Annotated in this window: 28 protein-coding genes and 2 pseudogenes; 28 read left to right on the forward strand and 2 right to left on the reverse strand. The window is 53.0% G+C overall.

Going from position 1 to position 24,390, the window contains the following annotated elements; genetic code table 11:
• The first annotated feature begins 16 nt into the window (after positions 1-16).
• From NUV48_05480 to NUV48_05540, 13 genes are all read left to right on the forward strand, one after another.
• Entirely contained in the window at positions 17-679 is a 663-nt protein-coding gene (locus tag NUV48_05480; protein ID MCR4441593.1) for a response regulator transcription factor, read from the forward strand.
• Between the two features lie 59 nt (positions 680-738).
• A complete protein-coding gene (locus NUV48_05485; GenBank protein ID MCR4441594.1) occupies positions 739-1,179 on the forward strand; it encodes a hypothetical protein in 441 nt (146 codons plus the stop codon).
• Positions 1,180-1,349: 170 nt separating this feature from the next.
• Complete coding sequence (locus NUV48_05490) at positions 1,350-1,538, forward strand: Flp family type IVb pilin (GenBank protein MCR4441595.1); 189 nt, start codon at positions 1,350-1,352, stop codon at positions 1,536-1,538.
• 116 nt (positions 1,539-1,654) lie between these two features.
• A complete protein-coding gene (locus NUV48_05495; GenBank protein MCR4441596.1) occupies positions 1,655-2,167 on the forward strand; it encodes an A24 family peptidase in 513 nt (170 codons plus the stop codon).
• A gap of 1 nt (position 2,168) precedes the next feature.
• A complete protein-coding gene (locus NUV48_05500; protein MCR4441597.1) occupies positions 2,169-2,564 on the forward strand; it encodes a pilus assembly protein in 396 nt (131 codons plus the stop codon).
• A gap of 55 nt (positions 2,565-2,619) precedes the next feature.
• Positions 2,620-3,336 carry a Flp pilus assembly protein CpaB gene (gene cpaB / locus NUV48_05505; GenBank protein ID MCR4441598.1) on the forward strand — a complete coding sequence of 239 codons (717 nt, stop codon included), beginning with the start codon at positions 2,620-2,622 and terminating at the stop codon, positions 3,334-3,336.
• A gap of 37 nt (positions 3,337-3,373) precedes the next feature.
• Positions 3,374-4,576 carry a response regulator gene (locus tag NUV48_05510; GenBank protein ID MCR4441599.1) on the forward strand — a complete coding sequence of 401 codons (1,203 nt, stop codon included), beginning with the start codon at positions 3,374-3,376 and terminating at the stop codon, positions 4,574-4,576.
• A 32-nt stretch (positions 4,577-4,608) separates the two neighbouring features.
• Positions 4,609-5,955: a CpaF family protein gene (locus NUV48_05515; GenBank protein ID MCR4441600.1), complete on the forward strand. Its 1,347-nt coding sequence runs from the start codon at positions 4,609-4,611 to the stop codon at positions 5,953-5,955.
• Positions 5,956-5,968: 13 nt separating this feature from the next.
• Positions 5,969-6,943, forward strand: coding sequence for a type II secretion system F family protein (locus NUV48_05520; protein MCR4441601.1), 975 nt, complete (start codon positions 5,969-5,971; stop codon positions 6,941-6,943).
• Positions 6,944-6,981: 38 nt separating this feature from the next.
• Positions 6,982-7,911 carry a type II secretion system F family protein gene (locus tag NUV48_05525; GenBank protein ID MCR4441602.1) on the forward strand — a complete coding sequence of 310 codons (930 nt, stop codon included), beginning with the start codon at positions 6,982-6,984 and terminating at the stop codon, positions 7,909-7,911.
• An 89-nt stretch (positions 7,912-8,000) separates the two neighbouring features.
• A complete protein-coding gene (locus tag NUV48_05530; GenBank protein ID MCR4441603.1) occupies positions 8,001-8,333 on the forward strand; it encodes a DUF192 domain-containing protein in 333 nt (110 codons plus the stop codon).
• 104 nt (positions 8,334-8,437) lie between these two features.
• On the forward strand, positions 8,438-9,175 hold the full coding sequence (codY, locus tag NUV48_05535) for a GTP-sensing pleiotropic transcriptional regulator CodY (protein ID MCR4441604.1): 738 nt from the start codon (positions 8,438-8,440) through the stop codon (positions 9,173-9,175).
• A 334-nt stretch (positions 9,176-9,509) separates the two neighbouring features.
• Positions 9,510-9,872, forward strand: a complete 363-nt coding sequence (locus tag NUV48_05540; GenBank protein ID MCR4441605.1) for a type II toxin-antitoxin system HicB family antitoxin — start codon at positions 9,510-9,512, stop codon at positions 9,870-9,872.
• A gap of 7 nt (positions 9,873-9,879) precedes the next feature.
• On the opposite strand, the gene NUV48_05545 is transcribed toward NUV48_05540, so the two are convergent.
• Together NUV48_05545 and NUV48_05550 are read right to left on the reverse strand one after the other, a co-directional pair.
• Positions 9,880-10,515, reverse strand: coding sequence for a SurA N-terminal domain-containing protein (locus tag NUV48_05545; protein ID MCR4441606.1), 636 nt, complete (start codon positions 10,513-10,515; stop codon positions 9,880-9,882).
• Positions 10,516-11,018: 503 nt separating this feature from the next.
• Complete coding sequence (locus tag NUV48_05550; protein ID MCR4441607.1) at positions 11,019-11,705, reverse strand: hypothetical protein; 687 nt, start codon at positions 11,703-11,705, stop codon at positions 11,019-11,021.
• A gap of 422 nt (positions 11,706-12,127) precedes the next feature.
• On the opposite strand from NUV48_05550, the gene NUV48_05555 reads away from it, so the two are divergent.
• The 15 genes and pseudogenes from NUV48_05555 (at position 12,128) to NUV48_05625 (ending at position 24,247) form a co-directional block, all read left to right on the forward strand.
• Complete coding sequence (locus tag NUV48_05555; GenBank protein ID MCR4441608.1) at positions 12,128-13,687, forward strand: DUF853 family protein; 1,560 nt, start codon at positions 12,128-12,130, stop codon at positions 13,685-13,687.
• 605 nt (positions 13,688-14,292) lie between these two features.
• Complete coding sequence (locus NUV48_05560; GenBank protein ID MCR4441609.1) at positions 14,293-15,075, forward strand: ComF family protein; 783 nt, start codon at positions 14,293-14,295, stop codon at positions 15,073-15,075.
• Between the two features lie 39 nt (positions 15,076-15,114).
• Positions 15,115-15,531, forward strand: a complete 417-nt coding sequence (locus NUV48_05565) for a flagellar protein (GenBank protein ID MCR4441610.1) — start codon at positions 15,115-15,117, stop codon at positions 15,529-15,531.
• 147 nt (positions 15,532-15,678) lie between these two features.
• Positions 15,679-15,972, forward strand: a complete 294-nt coding sequence (flgM, locus tag NUV48_05570) for a flagellar biosynthesis anti-sigma factor FlgM (GenBank protein MCR4441611.1) — start codon at positions 15,679-15,681, stop codon at positions 15,970-15,972.
• A 21-nt stretch (positions 15,973-15,993) separates the two neighbouring features.
• Positions 15,994-16,482 (forward strand): flagellar protein FlgN, encoded by a 489-nt coding sequence (locus NUV48_05575; GenBank protein ID MCR4441612.1) that lies wholly within the window; start codon positions 15,994-15,996, stop codon positions 16,480-16,482.
• Positions 16,483-16,523: 41 nt separating this feature from the next.
• A complete protein-coding gene (gene flgK, locus NUV48_05580) occupies positions 16,524-17,975 on the forward strand; it encodes a flagellar hook-associated protein FlgK (GenBank protein MCR4441613.1) in 1,452 nt (483 codons plus the stop codon).
• Positions 17,976-17,986: 11 nt separating this feature from the next.
• The gene (gene flgL / locus NUV48_05585; GenBank protein ID MCR4441614.1) at positions 17,987-18,859 is read left to right on the forward strand and encodes a flagellar hook-associated protein FlgL; all 873 of its coding nucleotides are present in this window, start codon (positions 17,987-17,989) and stop codon (positions 18,857-18,859) included.
• A 26-nt stretch (positions 18,860-18,885) separates the two neighbouring features.
• A complete protein-coding gene (locus tag NUV48_05590; protein ID MCR4441615.1) occupies positions 18,886-19,392 on the forward strand; it encodes a flagellar assembly protein FliW in 507 nt (168 codons plus the stop codon).
• Complete coding sequence (csrA, locus tag NUV48_05595) at positions 19,343-19,576, forward strand: carbon storage regulator CsrA (protein MCR4441616.1); 234 nt, start codon at positions 19,343-19,345, stop codon at positions 19,574-19,576. Before NUV48_05590 ends, csrA begins: the two co-directional genes overlap by 50 nt.
• Before the next feature lie 228 nt (positions 19,577-19,804).
• Positions 19,805-20,308 (forward strand): annotated as a pseudogene (locus NUV48_05600) (flagellin).
• Between the two features lie 726 nt (positions 20,309-21,034).
• Positions 21,035-21,289 (forward strand): annotated as a pseudogene (locus NUV48_05605) (flagellin).
• Between the two features lie 107 nt (positions 21,290-21,396).
• Positions 21,397-22,932 carry a flagellar filament capping protein FliD gene (gene fliD, locus NUV48_05610; protein MCR4441617.1) on the forward strand — a complete coding sequence of 512 codons (1,536 nt, stop codon included), beginning with the start codon at positions 21,397-21,399 and terminating at the stop codon, positions 22,930-22,932.
• 19 nt (positions 22,933-22,951) lie between these two features.
• Positions 22,952-23,326 (forward strand): flagellar protein FlaG, encoded by a 375-nt coding sequence (locus tag NUV48_05615; GenBank protein MCR4441618.1) that lies wholly within the window; start codon positions 22,952-22,954, stop codon positions 23,324-23,326.
• A gap of 18 nt (positions 23,327-23,344) precedes the next feature.
• On the forward strand, positions 23,345-23,740 hold the full coding sequence (gene fliS / locus NUV48_05620) for a flagellar export chaperone FliS (GenBank protein ID MCR4441619.1): 396 nt from the start codon (positions 23,345-23,347) through the stop codon (positions 23,738-23,740).
• Between the two features lie 3 nt (positions 23,741-23,743).
• Positions 23,744-24,247, forward strand: coding sequence for a flagellar protein FlgN (locus NUV48_05625; protein ID MCR4441620.1), 504 nt, complete (start codon positions 23,744-23,746; stop codon positions 24,245-24,247).
• Positions 24,248-24,390 lie beyond the last annotated feature (143 nt).

The raw sequence follows: 24,390 nt of genomic DNA on the forward strand, positions 1-24,390 counted from the left end.
AAGGAGAGAGAAAAACATGGCGGAAGAGAAAATCAGGGTTGTTATTGTCGATGATCATCCCCTGGTCAGGGAAGGGCTGCGCAAAATACTGGAGATGAGCGACGAGATCGAAGTGGTCGATGAAGCCGGCGACGGGCAGGGCGCAATCAATGTAACGCGCAAGCAAAAGCCGGATGTGATCCTGATGGACATCAACATGCCCGGCACCAACGGCATAGAGGCCACCAGAGTGATTAAACGGGAGTTCGCTTCGGTGGGTATCATCGCCCTGACCATTCATGAGGAGGAAGAGTACATCCTGGAACTGGTCAGGGCCGGTGTTTCCGGTTATGTCCTCAAGGACATCGCGCCGGCCAAACTGCTGGAAACGATCAAAACGGTGGCGGCAGGGCAGTCCGTGATCGACCCCGGCATCACCAGCAAGGTGTTCGGCGAGTTGAACCGCCTAAGCCGTTCCCGCCGCGTGAAAGAGGAATGGGAGACCCTCACCGACAGGGAAATGGATGTTCTCAAACTTATCGCCCAGGGCAGGAGCAACAAGGAAATAGCCAAGCTGCTCACCATTAGCGAGAAAACAGTGAAAAACCACATTACCAACATTTTCAGAAAGCTGCAGGTTGAAGACAGGACCCAGGCCGTCCTTTTTGCCATCAAAAACCGGATGGTGGAACTCCAGTAGGAAAAAAACGCCTGCCCCGCGCATATACTACATTACCAGCTACTGTGGGGGAAACCGGAGTGGGCGTGTTGCAGCTTGTCTTGCTTAATCTGATCATACTGGTTTACGGGGTGTACCGCGCCCGGGAGGAAATGCGGCGGCGGGATTTTCCGCCGCTGTGCATGATCCTGGGGAAAGATGAAAACGTGTATATTGAAGGCGTGGTGAGGCATACGACCGCCTGGATGAGGAGGCGCGGCGTTCCTAAACGCCTTGTTTTGTTTATCGAGGCCCCCGGCGGCGAAACAGCCGTGATTGCGCGAAAACTGGCGCAGGATTTGTCGATTATTGCCTGGGAAATGATGTTTGGGGCGGAAATCCAGGAATTTATCGGCAAGCGCGAGCCTCTCGTGAAAATCCTCGACTTGCGCGGGGTAAAGGGACAAAACAGGCCTTGCGGGCTGGTAGAAAAATGGTTGAGGGACGGTGGTGGAGAACAGGCCGCAGAAAGCGAGGGATAGGTGCCGGGTCCTAATTCATAGGACCAGTATTTAGTGAAAATTTAGGAAACATTTCTGGAAAAAATAAGTTCACGGCCGGATGGTCAATTCTGGTGCGGCGTGTAAAATGGTAATCACAACAAAGACTTGTCCAGCGGTGGAATAATGTCAAGAAAGGAGATGGGTATCCGATGTTGAGCCGGATCAGAAGTTTTCTTCGCGATGAAAGAGGACAGGGGCTCGCCGAGTACGGCCTTATTATCGCCCTGGTGGCCCTGGCTGTCGTAGGCGCTCTCACGGCCCTCGGCGGTGGACTAACCAGCATTTTCGGGGACATCAATGACGACCTGACGAACGCCACTTCCGGCGGTTCCAGCTAACCGGGATGAATAAGGAAGGGTAAACGGGCCCTGCTTAAGTTCTCTTAGGTAGGGCCTTCCTGGTCCTTAAACGTGTTTCTCTTAAATTCAAAATGCCGGGGAAAGGAGTGTTTCTTATGCCGGTGATAGACGTGACGCTGCTTGTTGTGCTCCTGATCTCCTGCTATACGGACCTCAGGTTTCAAAAAATCTACAATGCCCTTCTGTTTCCCCCGCTCCTGGGAGCACTTGTTTTGCACTGCCTGTCTGGAGGCATGGGGGGGCTCTTTTTTTCCTTGAAAGGCCTGGCCCTGGGGATGGCGCTCCTGTTCCCGCCTTACCTGTTGGGAGGCATGGGAGCCGGGGACGTTAAGCTCCTCGGGCTGGTAGGCGCCCTCAAAGGAGCGCAGTTTGTTTTTGCCAGTTTCCTTTTGGCCGCCCTTTTAGGCGGAGTCATGTCTTTGCTGGTGCTGGCCTGCCGCGGCCAGCTGGCCAGGGGACTGAAGAAAACCGGGCAGGGTTTGAAAACGGCATTCTTTTCAAGGTTCACGGTCTGGAATTTTGCCAGTTTGGAAGAAGAAAACGCCGACAGTTTTCCTTACGGCCTGGCCATAGCAGCGGGGGCCCTGGCGGCTTTGATGGTGGCCTAAGATGCTGAAAAGATTTCTTAAGTGCGGCAGGGGCCAGGCGGCAGTCGAATTCGCCCTGGTCATCCCGGTGCTGTTGCTTCTTTTATTCGGGATTGTGGAGTTTGGCCGCATATTTGGCGCCAGCCTTATTGTGGCCCACAGCGCCCGCGAGGGAGCAAGGCTTGGTTCGATGGGCGCTTCCGACAGCGAGATCATCCTGCGCGTGGAAGAAGCGGCAGCATCTTTGGATGCGGATCTGCTGGATATAGAGATAACTCCAGACGAGGCCGGGAGGGAAACAGGAACGCCCATTCGCGTTCATGTGGCTTATCCCGTTACGGTGTACGCGCCCTTTATTTCGATAATAACTGGGCAAACCGTAACGGTTCAATCCGATATGGTAATGAGAGTGGAATAAAAAAAGGACCTGCAATTGCCGGCAGCTGCCGGCATGAGCCGGAGGGTGAAGTGATTTGAAAAACAAGCATGTAATCGCGCTTTCCATCCTGTTTGGACTTCTTACGGCATACCTGATCTATGATTACCTGACCAAAGTTGAGAGGTCCATGAACAATGTCCAGTACGGCGAGGTGGTGATGGCGGCGGCGGACATCCCGGCCCAAACGCTGGTCACCGGCGAGATGCTCCAGGTGAAAAAGGTTGCCGCGGAGTACATCCACCCACTGGCCGCCCGCAAGAAGGAGGAGGTTATCGGGCGTATTACGGTGGCGCCTGTGGCAGCGGGCGAGCAGGTTCTCAAAAAAAGGCTCGCGGGTCCCAGCGAGGCCAAGCACGGGCTGTCTTACCTCATACCGGCCGGCAAGCGCGCGGTTACGGTGGCTGTAGACGATGTGAGCGGCATTTCGGGCCTGATCAGGCCGGGCGACCGCGTTGACGTGGCCGCCACCGTGAGCATTCCCGGAGAAAGGGAACAAAAAGAAATTCCCTACACCCTGGTTATTCTGCAGGACCTGCAGGTGCTGGCGGTGGGCAAGACGCTGGAAGACAAAAGCGAAGGTCAAACCCCGCTCGAATACAAGACCGTAACCCTGGCTGTTACCGTTGAGCAGTCCCAACCCCTGGTCCTGGCCAGCCAGAGAGGAAGCATCCGCCTGATGCTTCGCTCGCCTGTCGACAGCAGCCTGGTGGATACTGCTCCCTACAGGGCGGAACATTTTCTTACCCGTTAAAGTAAAGAACATTCTTCATGACCGGGAGGTAACCGGAATGGAAGCCATACGCGTTCTGGTGGTTGATGACATAGCTGAAACCAGGGACAACATCCGCCGCCTTCTTTCTTTTGACAGGGACCTGGCCGTGGTCGGCGAAGCCCGCGACGGGGTGGAGGCCGTGCAAAAGGCGGCGGCTCTGGATCCCGACGTGGTGCTGATGGATGTGAATATGCCCAGGCTGAATGGCCTTGCGGCCGCGGAGAAAATCATGCAGAATCAACAGGGTTGTTCCGTCATCTTCCTGAGCGTGCAGGATGAGGCCGAATACCTTCGCAAGGCCATGGCCGCGGGGGCCCGTGATTACCTGGTGAAACCTTTCCAGGGGGAAGAATTGATAAGCGCCATAAAAAGGGTTTACTTGCTGGAAAGCAGGCGGGCCGCTCCCGGCGAGGACAAAACCGCGGGGAAAGAAAAGCCCCAGGTGATAACAGTTTTCGGCACCAAGGGCGGCGTGGGGAAAACGACCATCGCCGTAAACACGGCCGTGCTGCTGGCCCAGGCCAAGAAAAAAGTGGCCGTTGTGGACCTGGACCTGCAGTTCGGCGACATTTCCGTTTTTCTGAACCTCCTGCCCGGACGCACGATCGCCGAGCTGGCCCAGGAAGGCAGCGAGTTTGATCTTGACCTGGTCGAATCGTACATGATCCCCCACCTCTCGGGGGTCAGGGTTCTTCCCGCGCCGGGCCGGCCGGAACATGCCGAACTGGTGACCGTTGCCCAGGTGGAGAGGGTCATTGCCGTTTTAAAAACCAGTTACGACTATGTGATCATCGATACGCCCCCCGTGTTCAACGATACGAATTTGAGCGCCCTGGACCTTTCCACCCAAATTTTTCTCGTCCTTGCCCTTGACCTGGCCACGATCAAGAACGTCAAGCTCAGCCTGGAGCTGATGCAGTCCCTGCACCATCTCGGCAAGACCAAACTGCTTCTCAACAGGGCCTCGGACGATGTCGGCATAAAAATAAAAACGGCCGAAGAAATACTCGACTTCCTGATAGCCGCCCAGATACCCAGCGACGGCAGGCTTTGCGTCTCGGCCCTGAACAGGGGTATTCCCTTTGTTCTTTCGGCCCCGGGAGCAAAGATAAGCCAGGCCATGCGCTCCGTATCAGAACTGATCATCAACGACCGGGGGTACCAGGAAGACCTGAAAGAAAAAAGGAAAGAAAGCTTCCTGGGCAGGCTGTTCAAGTGAGGGGTGACTGCGCTGTGTCTCTTTTAAAGCGGCTGGAAAAAGAAAAAGGAACGCGCGCCTTCCCGGGGGCGGGCGGAACCAGTCACGGCGACGCTAAGGCGGTGGACCCCTTCCGGGATTTCAAGCTCAGGGTCCACCAGGAAGTAATTGAAACGATGGACAGGGAGTTAAAAGAAAACCGGGACAAGAACAAGCCCGTAATGGCGCCCGGAGAACTGGGCTGCCGGATCGAAGAAATGGTCAACGCGATCCTGGACCGGGAAGCATCCAATCTCACCAGGGTTGAAAGGCAGCGGGTCACAGCGGAAATAATGGACGAAGTTTTGGGCCTTGGTCCAATCGAGCAGCTGATCAAGGACCCCGAAATCTCGGAAGTGATGGTGAACGGTCCACATCAGATTTTTGTCGAGCGAAAAGGCCGGCTGGAAAAAGTGAATGCCTGCTTTCGCGATAACGAACACGTTATGCGCATTATCGATAAAATAGTCTCGCCCCTCGGCCGGCGAATCGACGAATCGATGCCCATGGTGGACGCCCGCCTGCCCGACGGTTCCCGCGTCAATGCCGTAATCCCGCCCCTGTCTTTAATCGGGCCGGTCATCACCATCCGCAAGTTTTCCCGCGACCCCTTGACGATACACGACCTGATCCGTTTCGGAACCCTGACTCCCCAAATGGCCGCCTTTCTGGAAGCCTGCGTCAGGGGTCGATTGAACATCGTCATTTCCGGCGGGACGAGCAGCGGTAAGACCAGCACCTTGAACGTCCTCTCCTCGTTCATTCCCGGAAATGAACGCATCGTGACGATTGAAGACGCCGCCGAACTGCAGCTACGCCAGGAACACGTCATCACCATGGAGAGCCGGCCGCCCAACATTGAGGGGAAGGGCGAGATCACCATCCGCGATCTGGTCCGCAATTCCTTGCGAATGAGGCCGGACCGGATAGTCATCGGTGAAGTCCGCTCGGGCGAGGCCCTGGATATGCTGCAGGCCATGAATACGGGGCATAACGGCTCGCTCACCACGGGACACGCCAACTCGCCGCGGGACATGCTGGCCCGGCTGGAGACCATGGTCCTCATGGCCGGGATGGACCTGCCGGTGCGCGCCATCAGGGAACAGATGGCTTCGGCCATAGACTTGATCGTCCACCAGGCCCGGCTCCGCGACGGCAGCCGAAAAATAACGAGCATTACCGAAGTCCTGGGGATGGAGGGTGAAGTGATTACCCTGCAGGACATCTACCGATTCGAGAGCGAGGGTTCTGACGACCGCGGCCGCTTAAAAGGACGCTTCAGGGCTACCGGCGTAAGGCCCAGGTGCGCGGACAAGCTCCTGCTGGCGGGAGTGGTCCTTCCCGATGACCTGTTCATTTGAGGAGAGGGTTTGGATGGAAATCCGGTTTATCGTGATGAGCGCCTGCGGCTTTGTTTCCGTGACTTCCGGGATTTTCGGCCTCTACTTGTTGGCGACCAGGGAAAGGCGCAGGCTGCAGGAACGGCTGGAAAAAATGACTGACCTCAGTTGGAGGAAAAGGCAGGAAGAACCGGCGGGAAAAGAGCAGGGGACGGGCCTGGGCGCCGTTTTGGGCCGCGCCGGGCGGTTCCTTTTCCGGAAAGGGATGACCAAAAAAATCGAGGAGCAGCTTGCCGCGGCTGGCCTTCCCCTGCGCGGGGAAGAATTCCTGGCCGCCTGGGCGTTCTGTGCCCTGGTCCCGGTTTCCGCCGCCCGCCTGGTCACATCAAACCTGGTCTTCGTCCTGCTCGTTTACCTTGCAGGGGTGCTGGCGCCTCTTTTGTTCATCGGTTCAGCCAGGCGGAAGAGGCAAAAAAAATTCAACCAGCAGATGAGCGATTCACTTTCCATTATGTCCAACGCGCTCAGGGCCGGGTTCAGTTTTGTCCAGTCAATGGAGGTGGTGAGCCGCGAAATGCCCGAACCGGTGGCCGGGGAGTTCGCCCGCACCTGCCGGGAAATAAGCCTGGGGACATCGGTGGAAGAAGCCCTGCAGAAGATGGTAAAAAGGGTAGCCAGCGCCGACCTTGACCTGCTGGTGACAGCCGTATTGATCCAGCGGCAGGTTGGAGGGAACCTGGCCGAAATACTGGACAACATATCCTGCACCATCCGCGAGCGCATCCGCATCCAGGGCGAGATCCGCACCCTGACGGCCCAGGGCAGGATTTCCGGGATAATAATCGGGCTGCTTCCTCCCGCCTTGATTATCCTTTTGCTCCTGATCAACCCCGGCTACCTGCTGCCCCTGTTTAAAACGCGGGCCGGTCATCTCATGCTGGCCGGCGGCGTTTTTGCCGAAGCGGCAGGGGTGTTGCTGATCAAAAAGATCGTCAGCATCGACTACTAGACGGAAGACGAATTATCCGGTTTTGTGGGGAGAAAACGATGGCTCTTATTGTCTTTTCCACATTTTTATTCGCTTTTACCATCGGCCTGGCCATGTTCCGGGGTATGTTGAGGGACAGGGAACTGCTCGCCCGGCGCTTGGAAAAGTACACAAAAAGCCTGCGGCAAAAAAGGCGCGAGGAAGAAGATATCCTGAACAGGCCGTTTTCGGAACGGGTGGTGCGGCCGGTCATAGCGCAGCTTTCCCTTGCCCTGGCGCGCCTGACTCCTTCCAGGAACAGGCGCAAACTGCAGCAGGTCCTCCAGCAGGCGGGGAACCCGGGCGGCCTGAAAGCCCATGAATTCATGGCCCTCCAGTACATGTTCGCCCTTATTTTGATGCTGGGAGCCTGGCTTTTTGCCTGGCTGGCCCGAAAAGGGCCAGGCGGCCAGGTCTTCTTTACGGTATCGGCGGGGGTATGCGCCAGCCTGGCCGGCAGGGCCTACCTTAATTCCAGGGTGAGAAAGAGGAAAGCGATAATCCAAAAAGAACTCCCCGACGCCATGGACCTCCTGACCGTGAGCGTCGAAGCCGGCCTGGGATTCGACGCTGCTCTTATGCAGGTGGTCGATAAATTCAAAGGGGTCCTGGCGGGCGAGTTCCGGATAACGCTGCAGGAACTGCGGATGGGCAGGTCGAGGCGTGAGGCGCTGAAAGACATGAGCAGCAGGACCGGAGTCGAGGACCTGCAGGCTTTCGTGGGCGCCATGATCCAGGCTGACCAGCTGGGAGTTCCCATTACCAGGATTTTACGGGCCCAGTCCGAACAGATACGAGCGAAGAGGCGGCAGCGCGTGGAAGAAAAGGCCATGAAGGCGCCTGTCAAGATGCTGTTTCCCCTGGTTTTCTTCATCTTTCCCAGCATCTTCATCGTTTTGCTTGGTCCTGCCGCCCTCAAGATTTTCAGTTTCCTGGCGAACAGGTTTTAGAAGCAAAAGGCGCGGGATGACTGGCAAGACAGCCGTGCCGGTACCCGGCGTGCACAAGGGGGGAATAAATTATCAACAAAACAGTCATAATGAAGGGGGGAGAAGTTCTCGGCTGGAATATTCGCGTGGCCGATACTTTTTTCCGGCGCCTGACCGGGCTTTGGGGAAAAAGGAAGCTGTTCCCGGGAGAGGGGCTGCTGTTGGTGCCCTGCCGGCAGGTGCACACCTGGTTTATGTCTTTCCCTGTCGATCTGGTCTTCCTGGACAGGAAAGGGAAGATTGTCGAACTTGCTGCCGGTTTGCCGCCCTGGAAGATAAGCCCCCGCGCAAGGGGCGGCTTCCAGGTCCTGGAGCTGCCGCAGGGGACAATCGAGGAGTTCGGGCTGCAAAGGAATGACGTGCTCGAAGTGCTCAGGGTCTAAAATGTGCTACAAAAATTTACAATTTACGTATACTATACTAAATGATGGCAATACTACTAACAACAACTAATTAAATTCCAGTAAGGAGGAATTAGCCAGTGGAAATGCAGTTGTTGTTAGAAAAGACCAGGATACTGCACCAGTTGCTCCAGAAGTCGGCAGGACAGGCCTTGGATTTCAACGCTATCGCCGGGGAACTCTCCCGCATGATCGAATCCAGCGTGTATATCGTGGGAAAAAACGGGAAAGTGCTGGGCAAAGGAGAGACCACTTCCGTCAGGGGGGGCCTTTTTCACCCCGATGAGCTGAAGGACGGCCAGTTCAGCGAAAGCAGCCAGCAGTGGCTGTTTGGTTTTACCCACACCGAAGTCAACCTGGTTCCCAAGGATACCGGCTTTTATTGCATCCTGGCCCCTGTATTCGGCAGCGGCGAGAGGATGGGTACTGTCGTCTATGCCCGGGAAGGCCAGCCCTATTCTCCGGCCGAAACAATCCTGGCCGAGTACGGCGCCAGCGTAGCGGGCATGCAGATTCTGAGGAACGCCAGCGAGCGCCTGGAAACTGAAGCCAGGAAAAAGACCGTGGTGCAGCTGGCCCTGGAGGTGCTTTCCTATTCGGAATTGGAGGCCGTCAAGTACATTTTCAGCGAGATAGAAGGCAGCGAGGGCTTCCTGGTTGCCAGCAAGCTGGCGGAGGAGTACAAGCTGACCCGTTCCGTCATCGTGAACGCCCTCAGGAAACTGGAAAGCGCCGGGGTCATCGATGCGCGCTCCCTCGGCATGAAAGGGACTTACATCAAGGTCTTGAACGATTTTCTCTACGAACAACTGGCCCAGATTTAATAGGCCGCAAGCGAAAAATAATCCCCGCCATATTAGCCAGGCGGGGATTATTTTTCGCTTGCCTTCTTTTCTGCTTTGCTGTCGCTGTCCACTTCCTGCCATGAAAGTGAGTGGCGACAGCATCTGCATGTAAAGCATCCGTACGGCTTAGATCAACAGGTGGTGGAAAACCAGTTGTATATTGCGTTAGCTTAATAACACGCCACAATAAACATTAGGGGTTTTTCAAGGTCTGGTTGTGTTCTCCAATATTCCGCAGTAAAATCCCCTCTTCTGTATATTCCCAGGTCATCCGGATGTCCATGGTAATAGTTGCCTCAAATTTCCTACTTGTATTTCGGCAGGATGGAGCCCCGAAGAAGCATTGAAAAATGCAAAAGAAGTGCTGGCCCTCCATTTGTATGGGATGGAGCAAGAAAAACTGGATATACCAGAACCTACACGGATCGAAGATGTAAAAATTGAAAAGGGCCAGACCCTGGCACTGGTGGAGGTATTTATGCCGCTGTACAGGATTGAGATGGCACAAAAGCTGGTCCGAAAGCAGATTACGCTGCCGGCATGGCTTTGTAAGTTGGCCGACCAAGCTAACATTAATTATTCAATGGTATGCCAGGATGCTCTTATTAATGCTTTGGGAATTAATCCGGATGAGCATCAACGGCTGCGCATTTTTCGGTTGCCAAACAAAAAATGAATTGAATTTATCTACGCTCAATTACGGCAACTCTCTCCAATTCTCGGTAATTTCGTATATCAATATTTATAAATATCTCATAGTTATTTTTATTATTAATAAGTCCTTCAATATATGCATCCCAGTTTCCGTTTTTGGTAATTAAACTCTTTAACTTGCTTCGTGTTAAAATATCTTGGTGGATAGAAATTATTTCTGGGGAATTAATATACTCCTCCGGGCTATTATAACCATTGGTTTTGATTGCATTAAAGTAGTTTACCTTAATCGGGTCATTATCCTGTAGTTTCCTCATTTGCTCCAACTGCTCTTTTAAATACATAGCCGCCTCTTCCGCAGTAACATTAATTCCCTTTGCTTTTGCTTCTTGTTTTAGTAGTGCATGTTCAACCAACATGCCAAGGGAAACCGTTTTATAGAATAAATCTGATTGGGGTTTGTTTAATTTCTCATATGCTTCTTTCTTAATTCTCATTCGTTGCTCTAATTCAGCAGATGTGATTTCTTGTTGACCAACTTTTGCAACTAATTGCTCGCTTTTAGAATTATTTTCCCGGCCGTTTGTATTTTCGCCAGACACTTGATTTGTACAACCCATTAGGAGTAATAGAATTAGAATTAATGAAAGCTTAATATTTCCCAAAGATAATTTCCCCCGCTTATTAAAATTAGGTTCATTGTTTAACAAAGGGGCTGAGCTTTCAAACCCCTTTGTTGACAAACTCGGGAAAAATAAACGGCCTACTAGAAATAATAGAGCACTACATAAACCGCAATAATTGTTAAAAGAACTTGAACTGAAGCCTTCCAAAATTCGTTTTTATAAAATTCCTGAATAGAGAGCGAAAAACTACTAATTGCTATTACTGATAAGAGTAATTTAAGAATAGGGAATATTATTTCTCTTGATGTTGTAAAAAACACAGTAATAAGAAGAATTACAGCTATAAGTTTTATTAAGTAGTTACCGATTTTATTTATCTTATTGGTTATGTTAATTATGTACATTTTGCTGTCCATATTAATAAGAACTCCTTACATTCTTTTTACTATTTATTATATTATATTGAGCCCACAAATGTTGTTGTTATTAGGAAAAGGTTTTAAAATTAAGGGGGCTAACCACAAACAGTTAGCCCCCTTAATTTAAGGCAGTGGAGCATATTCTTGCCAGTATTCAGTGTCATAACAATTAGTACGTTGACTATCCCAGTAAGCATAGCAAGTAATATCATCCATGTAGGGATAATAGTAACCGCCCGAGGTATAGTCATAATACCTCCAGTAATCTTTCGTCCACCAGGTAGTATTAATTCCAGCGTAACCAGCTACATAAACAGAAGCGATAGCTAATGCCTTGCTATAAGGGGAAGGGATATCTGCGGCTAATGCTGAGGCTACGGCGGCTATAGTTATCATATAAAAGAAAGTATCACCGTTCTCAATAAAGTGGCTGGCGCTGCTGTATCCCATTATAGTAATGCTGTTATTCTTTGGCTTATCTATTTTTGTTTTTGTGACTTTTGTTTCACTGACAAGGGTGGTGCCGTTTAGATATAGTTTCCTGTTCTTTTTATCATATGTATAAACTTCCGTGGTATTGCTTTCTTTTTCTAATACTACGTTTTTAAAGGAGCCATCTTTGCCTCTGTCCAATACATAAGTATAAATTTTTCCTTTATACGAGTAGGACCCTTCTTCGCGCACACCTTGTTCAGTACTATAAATCTTAGATTCAATTATAGTAACTGAATGATCTTGTGCAAAAACTGGTGTTGTTAATGAAAATATCATTATTAAACAAAGTGTTAGAGTTAACAATTTTTTCATCATAGCTCTTTCAAACTCCTTCTATTGCAAATTAACATTTATAGTGGAATTAGTGGAATGACAAGCCCAATGGAATCCCCTCCCTTCTATGAGGTAAAACCCTAAATGTAATGATTCTTTTAAAATGATACTTTCTCACATGTATTTTGGGTTGTACTAAGTTAATATTATCACAAGAAAAAAGAAAATAATGTCGAATTAAGCAGAAAATGGTATAAAAGTTTATTTATACTATCTTAAAAATGATTATAATTAGAATTATTATTATAATTTGACATATTTTATGCAAATTGGAAGTAGAATATTGATAAAAGGTGGGAGCGGAATATGTATAATGAAATGGACAGGTTAATAATGATTTTTGCAGCGGTAATATTATTACTTGCTTTTTTACCGGGTGCTATTTTTGCCGGGGCCTTTTTTTATTGGCAAAACTGTTTTATAAGCAAAGGATATATGTGTACGGTGTTTATATTATTACTGGTCTTGCAGATGTTTTATACTTAGCCTCCCGGGAAATTGACAATTTTGTTGTCAAATATTTTACGGCAATCTGGGAGATATATAAGGCTCTTTATTATCAAAAAGCGCCGGCAGGGATAGACTGGGGTTTATTGTTTGGTGCAGGGTTACCGGCGGGAGCTGCGGCTTACTTGCTTTATCAGTTTTATGATTATGCAAGGCCGGAATGGGTCAAGCAGCGAAAAGGATTATATGGTACTCGGGGAAATAAGAAGGAGTTTAATGTAAAACTCCTCGGCAAAATATCGGGAGAAAAGCATCCGGCCAACGGTACTTTGATAGGTGTTGATAATAATGGCAAAAAGGTTATCATAACAGATGAGGAGCTTAACGGCCACTGCCTTTTGCTGGGGGCTACCGGCGCCGGGAAAACAACTACGCTGCTGAATTTTATCGAAAGCGCGGCGCAGAGGGGACTGCCGGCAGTTATTGTGGACGGCAAGGGAGACGATGACTTCGTTGGTAAGGTCAGGCACTTGGCCGAAAAACACGGGAGAAAATTATATTTTTTCAGCATGACCGAAATTGCCGTCAGCAAGCATTATAACCCTTTGCGGCATGGCAATTATACGGAACTTAAAGATAAGCTTATAAGCCTGACTGAATGGACAGAACCCCACTACAAGATGCAGGCGGAAAGGTATTTGCAGACGGCAGTCAAGGTGCTTATGGCGGCCGGTATAACGGTGGACTTGGTCAGTATAGCCGAGGAAATAGCACCGAAAAGGCTGGAGACGCTTGCCGCAAAGCTGCCTGAAGAAGTCGGAATAAAGGTGTTTGATACTGTTGATGAGGCAGGGAATACAATATTCGGATTGTTAAACAGGCTGGCCGTATTTGCTGAAAGCGAAATAGGATGGCTTTTTACCGACACGGGAGACGCAAATACCATAGATTTGTTGAAAGTCATGCAAGAAAAGGCCATGGTTTTATTCAGCCTGAACAGCTTGATGTTTGCTGAGTATTCCCGGCTTTTGGGGAGACTTATTGTCATTGATTTGAAAACGGCGGCAGCCAGGCTGCTAAGCCGGAAACAAAACATTTATTGCATCTTCGATGAGTTTGGCGTATTCGCTGGACTGCAAGTGATCGATTTGGTCAACAAATCCAGGGCGGCAGGCTTTCATATTATCCTTTCGACCCAGGAGTTGGCCGACCTGCGTTTTGGCGGAGGCAACGACCTCATGGAGCAGGTCCTGGGCAATACAAATATAAAAATAATACACCGGCAGGATGTGCCGGCGTCCGCCGAACTACTGGCTTCATTGATAGGGACCAAAGATGATTACATGATAACACAGCAGGTCAACCAAACAGGTGCAACTGGGATGGGAACGGTGAAACAGGAAAAGAGCTTTATTGTTCATCCGGATGATATCAAACGGTTGAGTGTTGGGGAAGTTTATATGATTAAGAAGTTTCCCCATTTTGATGTAAATAAGTTAATAGTGAAATTATTTTGAAATGAATACAAACAATATTATCACCCCGAATTAATAGCGTTTATTATGCAAAATATATTTAATATTAATGATTAATTGAGAGATTTCCGCTTATTGTCGGCAAAAATGGCAAAAATAATCGTTTGAATAATTATTTGCCAAATATACATTATATTTATTATATCTTATGATTAATTCAAATACAAACATTAAATGTATAATAATGTTTAAATATGCCATAAATAGCCTATATTTAACTTTAGCGTCAATTTCTGTAGATTTTGTTGGCTGTTCAAGCTCCGTTAACTTGAATGCGAAATTTGTAATAAATGCTCCCTTATTATGGCATTTAATTGCCAGAAAAAAACATCTCACCGCGCGCCTTTTGTTGTTTATTGGTAAAACCTTTCTTTGTTGCGCCAATTGGGAATTTAATAAAGAAAGTGCTGTTCAAGTATTTTTCCAAAACTTTTCAAGACTTATTGATAAATCCTGGGCCAAAATCTTTGAATCGCAGGCTATGGAGTTGTAATTTATATCCTGCCACTGTATTAGTCCTGTAATGGTTGTATAAACCTTACGCCGGCCTGGCCTTTGGCTTCAGCCGGCAAAGAACAAAGGGGGGATTGTCGCTGCTCAGGGACTGGCTCGATTCGTTGCTCGACATGGTTTTTCCCGAGGTGGAACTGTGCGTGTTTTGCCTGAAGGAGCTGGGGGGACGCGCCTTCAGGGGGGTCTGCCCGGATTGCGCCGGCCGGGTGATGAACCTGGGCAGCCTGCTGCGGGCCTGCCCGCGCTGTGGCTTTTTTGCTGGGTCTAGGCGGCCGTGTCCCAACTGCGGCGACTGGGACGAGGAAAGCCTGCAGAGGTCTGTGAGCGTGGCGCCGTATGACGGCATATACAAGGAACTGATCAATAACCTTAAATACGGCGGCCGGAAAGAGCTGGCCGTTCCCCTGGGCCATCTCATGGCCGGAAAGGCAAAAGAATCCGGCCTGGCCGCGGCGGCGCAGGTGGTGGCGCCAATACCCCTTTACCCGCTGCGCGAAGAGGAACGGGGCTACAACCAGAGCCTTCTGCTGGCCGGAGTGGTGGCGGGCGAACTAGGCCTGGCCTGCGAAGATGACCTGCTGGTGAGGGTGCGCCATGAAAAAACTCAGACCGGCCTTGGACGAAAAGAAAGGAGAGCCAACATACGGGGGGCTTTTACCGTCAACAATGCCCGGAAAATTGTGGGCCGCAGGGTCCTGCTGGTCGATGACGTCCTGACGACCGGCGCGACCATGCTGGCCGCAGCCGCCGCCCTGTCGGCATCCGGGGCGGAGGGAATATACGGCCTGACCTGGGCCGCGGGTGCCGGCAATTATTTGCAGGTCAAAGCAGGAAGTGGGACAAAAAAAGAGAAATAAAATAATGAACGTAAGGTTAGATAGTGAAGAGGTGAGAATATGGAAGTGCGGAACTGCCCGGAATGCGGCAGGGTATTCACCTTTATCAGGACAAACCTCTGCCCGGAATGCCAGAAAAAGGACGACGAGGATTTCAGGGTTGTCCGCGCGTTTATCGCCAGGAATCCGGGTGCTCATGTTTCTACTGTCAGCGAACAGACGGGCATCAGTGAAAAGAAGATCTTTCGCTTTATCAAGGAAGGACGAATTGAAGCTGGAGCCGATAGGGTATCCGGACCGCTGGCCTGCGAAGTATGCGGGATTGCCATACCGGCCGGGCGTCTTTGTAAAACGTGCAGCGATAAACTGTCTTCAGGGTTGAAAAAGAGCATCATGGAAGAAAACAAAAAGGCCAGGGAAGAGATGAAAAAGGGGCCCCGCATGCACACGGCGGAACTTTTCGAGAAGCGCGATTAGTCATGTGGGACAGCAAACGAGAGAAAAAGGCCGCTTTTCCAAAAAGAAGCGGTTTTTTTCGCGTTTTTGGTCCTAAATTATTATCATCGATTATCCGATTAAATAAAAAGAGCACCCATATGCTTATTCAAAAATCAGGTGTGAGGGGTGAGCGGTTTGCGTATCAGCAGCCAGCACATTCTTGGGATTCAAAAGGCATACAACCAGCAGAACAAACCGGGCAAAACCGGCAGCGCCGACCGGCCGGCCAGGGAAGACGGGGTCAGCATATCACAGGAAGCCCGACTGTTGAGCGTTGCCCTCAAGGCGATCCAGGAAAGGCCGGAAGTGGACGCCCAAAAAGTTGAGGAACTTAAAGCGGCGGTCAGGGACGGCACCTATCAGGTCAGTAGCGAGGACCTTGCCGATAGAATCTGGGCGGAGAACTGGCCCAAAAAATAGCTCTTAAGGGGGGCGGCCTGGTTGGATAACGATTTTGGCAACCTGGTTCAAATTCTTGAAGAACAAAAGAGCATTTACGAGGAACTGCTCAGCCTGGGCAGGCAAAAACAAGGTGAGCTGGTTAAAGGTTCGGTTGAAGAACTCGACAAGCTGACCAGGAAGGAAGAGGCGCTGATTTTTCGGAACGGCCGCCTGGAAGAGGAAAGGTGCAGGTGCGCGGCGGAAATCGTCGCCCGCTGCGGCCTTGAGGAGAACTCCACGCTCCAAGAACTGCTGAAAGCAGCGCCCGAAGAGGCAAGGCGGGAGTTGGAGCGTCTTCGCGCCTCCCTGGCGGAAATCCTTGACCGGATGGAGAAAGTCAACCGGGAGAACATGAACCTGACCCAGCAGTCTCTCCGCTTTATCCGCTTTTCTTTAGAGACCATGGCCGGGGAGACCGAGACGACCTATACCGCTGAAAAAGAAATAAAAATAGAGGCTTTGAACCGGCTTTTGGACAAGAAAATATGACCTTTGGTGCCGGACACGGGTAAAAGAGGGGTGAAAAAGGGATGCGTTCCACCTTTTACGGCTTGAATATAGGGTTAAAGGCTTTGCAGGCCCAGCAGAAGGCCCTGGATGTCACCAGCCACAACATCGCCAACGCCAATACGCCCGGGTACACCCGGCAGGACGTGATCATGGAGGCCTCGCCCGCCTTTTTGACGGAAAAGGGATATGTCGGCGCGGGGGTGGATATAACGGAAATCCGCCGGCTCAGGGACGAGTTCCTCGACGTCCAGATCAGGACCGAGAGCAAGTACCTGGGCGAGTGGGAAGTGCGCTCGGACATCCTCGCCAAGCTGGAAGGGATCATCAACGAACCTTCCGACAGCGGCCTGCGTTCCGTCATGGACGAATACTGGGCGGCGTGGCAGCAGCTCTCCACCAATGCCGCGAGCGCGGCCGACAGGAACGTGGTGATCCAGAGCGGGGTCGACCTGGCCGACCTCTTCAACCAGCTCGACAGCACCCTGAGCGAGCTGCAGGCCGACATCAACAAGGGGATAGAATCCCGCGTAAGCGAGATCAATTCGATTGCCAAGCAGGTCAGCGCTTTGAACGACCAGATCATCAAGGCCGAGCTGGGCGGCTTCAAGGCCAACGACCTGCGCGACAGGCGCGGCCTGCTGGTGGAGCAGCTTTCCAAGATTATCTCCGTCCAGGTGGTTGAGGACAGGTTCGGCGCTCTGGACATAACCGCGGGGGGAGGGACCCTGGTAGCCAACAATTACTACGCCGTCATGAAATTCACCGATGACCCGGCTGACCCGACCCGGGCCACCCTGCAATGGGTCGACCCCGCCGGCGGCAATGTGGTGGGAGACGTGCGCGTAAACGGCGGCTCCCTGCAGGGGTACATCGAGATGAGGGACAAGACCATAGTCAGGATCAAGAACGATTTATCGCAGCTGGCCGCCAGGATTGCCGAAGAAGTGAACGCCCTGCACAGCGCCGGTTCAGGTTTGAACAACACCACGGGCACTGAGCCGGGTCTTGACTTCTTTGTCAAAAAAGACGAGAATATTCCTTTCAGTGCTTCGAACATCATGGTCAACCCGCAGCTGATCGACGACCCGAACAAGGTCGCCGCCAGCCAGAGCTCGCCGGTCGTATCGGGAGACGGCAGCAACGCCCTGGCGATTGCACAGCTGAAGAGCAAGCTGACCATGAACCCGGCTGGTCCAGGGGAATATACCACCACTTTCGACGACTTCTACCGGTCGACTGTCGCCGCGCTGGGGATCGAGGCGGGGGAAGCCGAGCGGATGCTGGACAACCAGAACCTGCTTATCAACCAGCTGAGCAACAAGCGGGAAGCCATCTCGGGCGTGTTCCTCGACGAAGAGATGGTGAACATGATCAAGTACCAGCACGCATATGAGGCGGCGGCCCGGATAATCAACGCCATGGACGAGATGCTTGACACCATTGTCAACAGGCTCGGCCTGGTGGGAAGGTAGGGTATTGACAGATGAGACTGACCAACAACGTCATGTACAGCAACCTGAAGCGCAACCTCTCCAACAACCTGCGCAGCCTGGCGGAAATGCAGGACCGGCTGACCTCGCAGAGGATGATCAGGAAGCCTTCCGACGACCCCGCGGGGACGGTGGAGAGCCTGCGGCTGGCCTCCAGGCTTAGGGAGTGCAAGCAGTACCAGTCGAATGTCCAGGATGCCGTCAGCTGGCTGGAAAGCACCGACGACACCCTCAACCACCTGACGGAGATATTGAACCGCGCTCATGAACTGACGGTTTACGCGGCCAACGGCACGCTGAGCCGGGAAGACCGCAGCGCCATCGCCGACGAAGTGCAGCAGATCATCGGAGAGGTGGAGACGATTGCCAACGCCACCCAGGGCGACAGGTACCTGTTCGGGGGGACCAATACCCAGCAAAAGCCGTACGACGGCGGCGCGTGGAACTCAAATACGCAAAAAATATATTACGAAATCGGCGCCGGCGTGACGCTGCCGGTGAACATAACGGCCCAGGAGGTTTTCCTGGAGAAGGACCTGCTGGGAACCCTGCAGTCCATATATGACCATATGGTGGGCAGCGACCTAACCAGCTTAAGCGGCAGCGACCTGGAAAACCTGCAGGAAAACATCGACCAGGTGCTTTCCTGCCGGGCCCAGGCCGGGGCCAGGCTCAACCGCCTGGAAATGGCGACGGAGCGCCTGCAGGACCAGGAGTTGAACTTCATGACCCTGCAGACGGAGGTAGACGGTCTGGACATGGCCCTGGCCGTTGTGGACCTCAAGAATCAGGAGAGCGTCTACCAGGCGTCTTTGGCCGTGGGAGCGCGGGTGATCATGCCCACTCTGGTCGATTTTCTGAGCTAGTTCTAAAAGGATGGAGGAATACCGCCTTGCTTGTTCAGACCATGCGTTTTGGCGCTATCGAGGTGCCGGAAGAAAACATCATCGATTTTCCCTGGGGGCTGCCGGGGTTCCCGGGCCAAAAACGGTTCGTGCCCATCCAGCACCGGGAGGACGGGGCCGTTTCCTTCTTGCAGTCGCTGGAAATGCCCGAACTGACCTTTATCGTGGCCGACCCGTTCAAACTGGTGGCCGGCCTGGAAGTGGACATACCGGAAAACGAGCTGGCAGCGCTGGAGATAACGTCGCCGGAGGAGGCCGGCGTTTACGCCATCCTCACCGTGAAGCGGGGTGGAGAAGAAATCACCGCCAACCTGGCGGCCCCGCTGGTCGTCAATACTTCCAAAAGGAAGGCGCGCCAGGTCATCTTGAGCGACCAGGACGGCGGCAGATTAAGGTATCCCCTGGTGACAAAAGGCCGGGCGGAAGGAAAGCGAGGAGATGCCGGTGCTTGCCTTGACGAGAAAAACGGGACAGAGCCTGGTGATAGGCGATGAAATAGAGGTCACCGTGGTGGAAATCAGGGGTGACCAGGTCAGGATTGCCGTCAGCGCTCCCCGGAACGTGGCCGTGCACCGGAAGGAAGTGTACGAGCTGATCAGGGAGGAAAACAGGCGGGCGGCCTGTCTCCCCGCAACGCTGGATGTTGATGAAATCTTGGGACTGGCGGGGGGAAAATGAGTAAAAAATTGCCCAAATAATATGCATGCTCAAGAAAAATGGACTTGCCGGGAGAAAACCGGACAAAACAAGCAGGCAATGAAAAAAAACGGGCTAAAAAGAACAAGGCGTCTTTTCGATATATTCTGGTAGAAGAACCTCGCCTGTTCGTAGCGGCCGGACGAAAAGGGCAGGGTCTTTCTATACAGCACAGGGAAGTGCGAAAAAATTCAAGGAGGATGATATTTGATGAGAATCAACCAGAACATTGCCGCCTTAAACGCCTGGCGGGGACTGACCCAGACCGACACCGCCCTGAGCAAGTCGCTGGAGAAGCTGTCGTCGGGCATGCGGATCAACCGGGCCGGCGACGACGCGGCGGGCCTGGCCATATCCGAAAAGATGCGCGGCCAGATCAGGGGCTTGAACCAGGCGATGCGCAACGCCCAGGACGGGATTTCCTTAATCCAGACCGCTGAGGGTGCCCTTAGCGAAACCCACTCCATCCTGCAGAGGATGCGCGAACTGGCCGTCCAGGCGGCCAACGACACCGCCACGTCGGCGGACCGCGCCGAAATACAAAAGGAAGTCGACGAGCTGGCCAAGGAGATTACCAGGATTTCCAACACCTCCGAGTTCAACACGAAGAACCTCCTGGCGGGCGGGTTCTCTTCCAGCTTCCACATCGGCGCAAACGCGGCTCAGAGCATCAGCCTGAGCGTCAGCGCCATGGACGCTTACACGCTCGGGGTGGCCGGCAACCTGGTCACGACCTCGTACACGGGGACCAACACCGGTGTTTCCAGCATCAGCACCGCTTCCGAGAACCTCAACGGCCTCTTCCTCTCAGTGACAAAGACCAACCAGACCTTGAGCGCCGTCACTCCCAGCAACGCCGCCGGTGGTGCCGGTACGCTGAACGCTGCCTCCAACTACAGCGCGGCCACCGATAAGAGCTTCATCGTCAAGATCGGGACGGTCGACGGCAGCGGCAAGGTCACGGCCGCCTCGTATTCGACGGACGGCGGCGGCACCTGGAGCAGCGCGGTGGTCGACTCCTCGGGCGCTAACGGCATAGTTACCCTGTCGGACGGCTTGCAGCTCACGATTGCCACTGATGCGGACAACGCTTCGGGCGACACCTACTCCTTCTCCGCCACCGCCCAGTACCTGTCTTTCCAGGTCAACACCGCGGCAGACGGCACCGGCACCAGGTACGGCGATATAGTGAAGGCTTACAACAACCAGTCCAGCGTGGTCGTGGGCGACGCCGACCACCAGCTGACGGCCTCCTTTACCTTCTCCACCGTGGTTTCAAAAGTTGCAGAGGGTAGTTATTCAGGCGACCAGATCACCCAGACGATCACCTCCTCCTCGGCTGCCGTCACAGCCGCTGACGGGAGCGTCACCACCGCGGCCGTGGCCCAGAAGGGGATCAATGTTTCCACCCAGGACGACGCCAACAACGCCATCACCAAGATCAACACGGCCATATCCACGGTGTCGGCGGAACGCTCCAAGCTGGGCGCTTACCAGAACCGCCTGGAGCACACCATCGCCAACCTGGGGACGGCCTCCGAGAACCTGTCCGCCGCCGAATCCCGTATCCGCGACGCGGACATGGCCTCGGAAATAATGAATTTCACCAAGCTGAACATCCTGGCCCAGGCGGGCACGGCCATGCTGGCCCAGGCCAACATGCGGCCGCAGTCGGTTCTTCAGCTCCTTCAATAGTAATTAAATAGTTTGCAGGTAGCGAAGAGCCGGCCGGGTCCCGGCCGGCTCTTCGCCAAGAGCCTGCGTTGGCAGGCAGCCATTCTTTTTGCGGGCGGTGAACAACTATGGTCAGCACCAACCTCCGGATAGGAGGCTTGTCTTCAGGCATCGACACCGATTCCATCGTGCAGGACCTGATGAAAGCGGCCCGGGCGCCCCTTGATAAAAAAGTCAGGGAAAAAACGCTCTGGACATGGAAGCAGGCGGATTACCGCAGCATCAACCTCAGCCTGCTTAATCTAAAGAACGCGGCTTTCAACATGAAACTGGAATCACCCTTCCTGGCCAAGCAGGTGACCACGGAGGACGCCGGCATTGTCACGGCAACGGCGGCGAACACGGCGGCGGGCGGCACGTACAGCATCAAGGTCCTGCAGCTGGCTACGGCAGCCAGCAACGCCAGCACGGGGGCGGTGTCCGCGGACCCTGACGATAAAATCGACGCCGGCGCGTCCATCCTCTCGCAGGCGGCCAAGTGGGCCGTTCCCGGCGGCTTTTTCGACGGCAAAACGGAAGCGGACACGTTTACGGTCACCGTCAACGGGGAAGAGTTCACCTTTACATACGGCGACAGCTTAAACGGCATCATCGCCGAAATAAACGAAAACAGTGAGGCGGCGGTTTCTCTGTTTTACGACAGCGCCACCGACAGGGTGGCTTTGAGTTCCACCGTCACCGGGGCCAGCGCCGGCCTGGAAGTGACCGGCGACTTTTTTACCACGGTGCTCAGGGTGGACAACCTGCAAAAGAGCAGCGGCACGGACGCCTCTTTCGAATTGAACGGCCTGCAGACGACCCGCTCCGGCAACACCTTTACCATCAACGGCGTGACCTTCAGCTTAAAAGGCCTCACCGCGGGCGGGCTGGGGGGAGCTGCGACCCGGGTGGAGGTCCGGGCCGATGGCGATGCGGTCTACAATCTCATTGCAGACTTTGTCAATACGTACAATGAAATCTATGAGGCAATCGACAGCAAGCTGAAGGAAGAACGCTACTCCGACTATTATCCCCTTACGGACGAGGAAAAAAGCGCCATGTCCGAAAAAGAAATCGAGCTCTGGGAAGAAAAGGCCAAAAGCGGTCTTTTAAAAAACGATGCCCTTCTCGGCGGGATATTGAGCAGCATCAGGAGCGCGATGAGCGGCATGCTGCAGGGGGTTGACGGCCCGCGGTCGCTGGCCGAGATCGGCATCACCACGGGCAGTTACTGGGACGGCAACGGCGGCAAACTGGTCATCAACGAGAGCAAGCTGCGGGCGGCGCTGGCCGAGGACGCGGAAGGCGTGGCCAGTCTCTTTAACAACGACGGCGGAGCGGCAGGCGAGCAGGGTGTGGCCGTAAGGCTGTACAATACCCTGGTGTCGGGTATCGGGCGCATTACCTCGTACGCCGGCAGCAGTTCGGCGTTGTACGACCAGTCATATATCAGCAGGACCATCCGTGAAATAGACAGCCGGATCGCCACCCTGGAAGAGAGGCTCGCCAAGCAGGAAGAACGCTACTGGCGCCAGTTTACGGCCATGGAACGCGCCATCTCCAGCCTGAACCAGCAGAGCAGCTGGCTTTCTTCCCAGTTCACGAGCTTGCAGGGCCAGCGATAGACAGGAGGTGCAAGAACAGATGAGCGTTGAACCCGTGGTCCCTGTTAACACTGTTTCCAGGGTATCGTCATTCCAACCGGGGCAGCAGCCTGCCGAAAAAAGCGGGCAGGAGGCTAAAGGTTTAGGCCGGCCCGCGGAAAACCAGCAGCCCGAGGGCGGGGAAGAAATGTCCCTTAAGGAGGCTAAAGCCCTGGCGGACGTGTTGAATAAGGTTTCCGAGTTTTACGACCGGCAGCTGCGTTTTGACGTGTTCGAGGAAACCAACAGGGTCTATGTGCAAGTCATTGATAAAGCAACAAAAGAAGTCATCAAGCAGATACCGCCCCAGGAAATGCTGGAACTTTCGGCTAAAATTAAAGAAATGGTCGGGCTTTTTCTTGACAAATACGTCTGATGCAGGCGAGAAGAAAGGATGATCAACGTGGCAGTCCCCAATCCGTACCAGCAGTACAGGCAGCAGCAGGTCAGCGCCGCTACCCCCGAAAAACTGCTGTTGATGCTGTTTGACGGGGCCATCCGTTTCAGCGGCCAGGCCCTAAAGTCATTGCAGGAAAAACGAAACGACGCCGCTCACCACAGCCTGACCAGGGTGCAGGACATCATCATGGAATTGATCGGTTCTCTAAATATGGAATATGAGATTGCACAAAATTTATATTCTTTGTATTATTATTTATATAGGAGACTGGTCGAGGCCAATGTCAAAAAAGACGCCGCCATTGTGGAGGAAGTGATGAAATTCCTTAAAGAACTGCGCGGCGCCTGGTATGAGACGGCGGCAAAGGCCAAAAGCGAAGGAGCGGTATAAGTTTTGAAGGATAACGTCGTCAGGCTCGGCCTTGCAAGCATGGCCCGGGAGTACCGGGAGCAAACGGCGATCTACGAAGAGATGCGCCGGCTTGCGCTTGAACAGGAAAAATGCCTGCAGCAGCCGGAAGTAGACACCGATTTGCTTATGGAATTATTAAACCGGCGCCAGGAAATGATCAACAGCCTGGAGGAAAGGAACAGGAATATGGGCCAGTTGAAGGAAGAGATCAGGCTGGCCCTGGGTATTGACGAGTTCACGATCGGCCAAATTTCGGCTTGCCTTAACGCCGCGGAGATTGAAGAGCTGGCGGAGAGCATGGAAAAACTAAGCATGGTCCTGGTGGAAATCAAAGAGCTTGACAGGAAAAACGAGCAAGCCATGCGGCACCATATCCAGGAAACCGCCGGGAAACTGAACCGGCTCCAGCACGGCAGGAAGGCGCGGAAAGCCTACCAGCCCGGGCTGGTAAACAAAGATGGTGTGTTTATCGATTATTCAAAATAGGAATAAAAAAGGCATCGGCAGGGATGCCTTCTTTATTTTTCCGGCTTTTTGTGCAGATTGTTTTGCCAAATTTTTTCGATAACCCGTGAAATTCGGCGTAATTTTTGGCCGGAACTTGGGAGACAAGGCTTTTTGAATCGCTA

The organism is Peptococcaceae bacterium, assembly GCA_024655825.1.
Classification (GTDB): domain Bacteria; phylum Bacillota; class Peptococcia; order DRI-13; family PHAD01; genus JANLFJ01.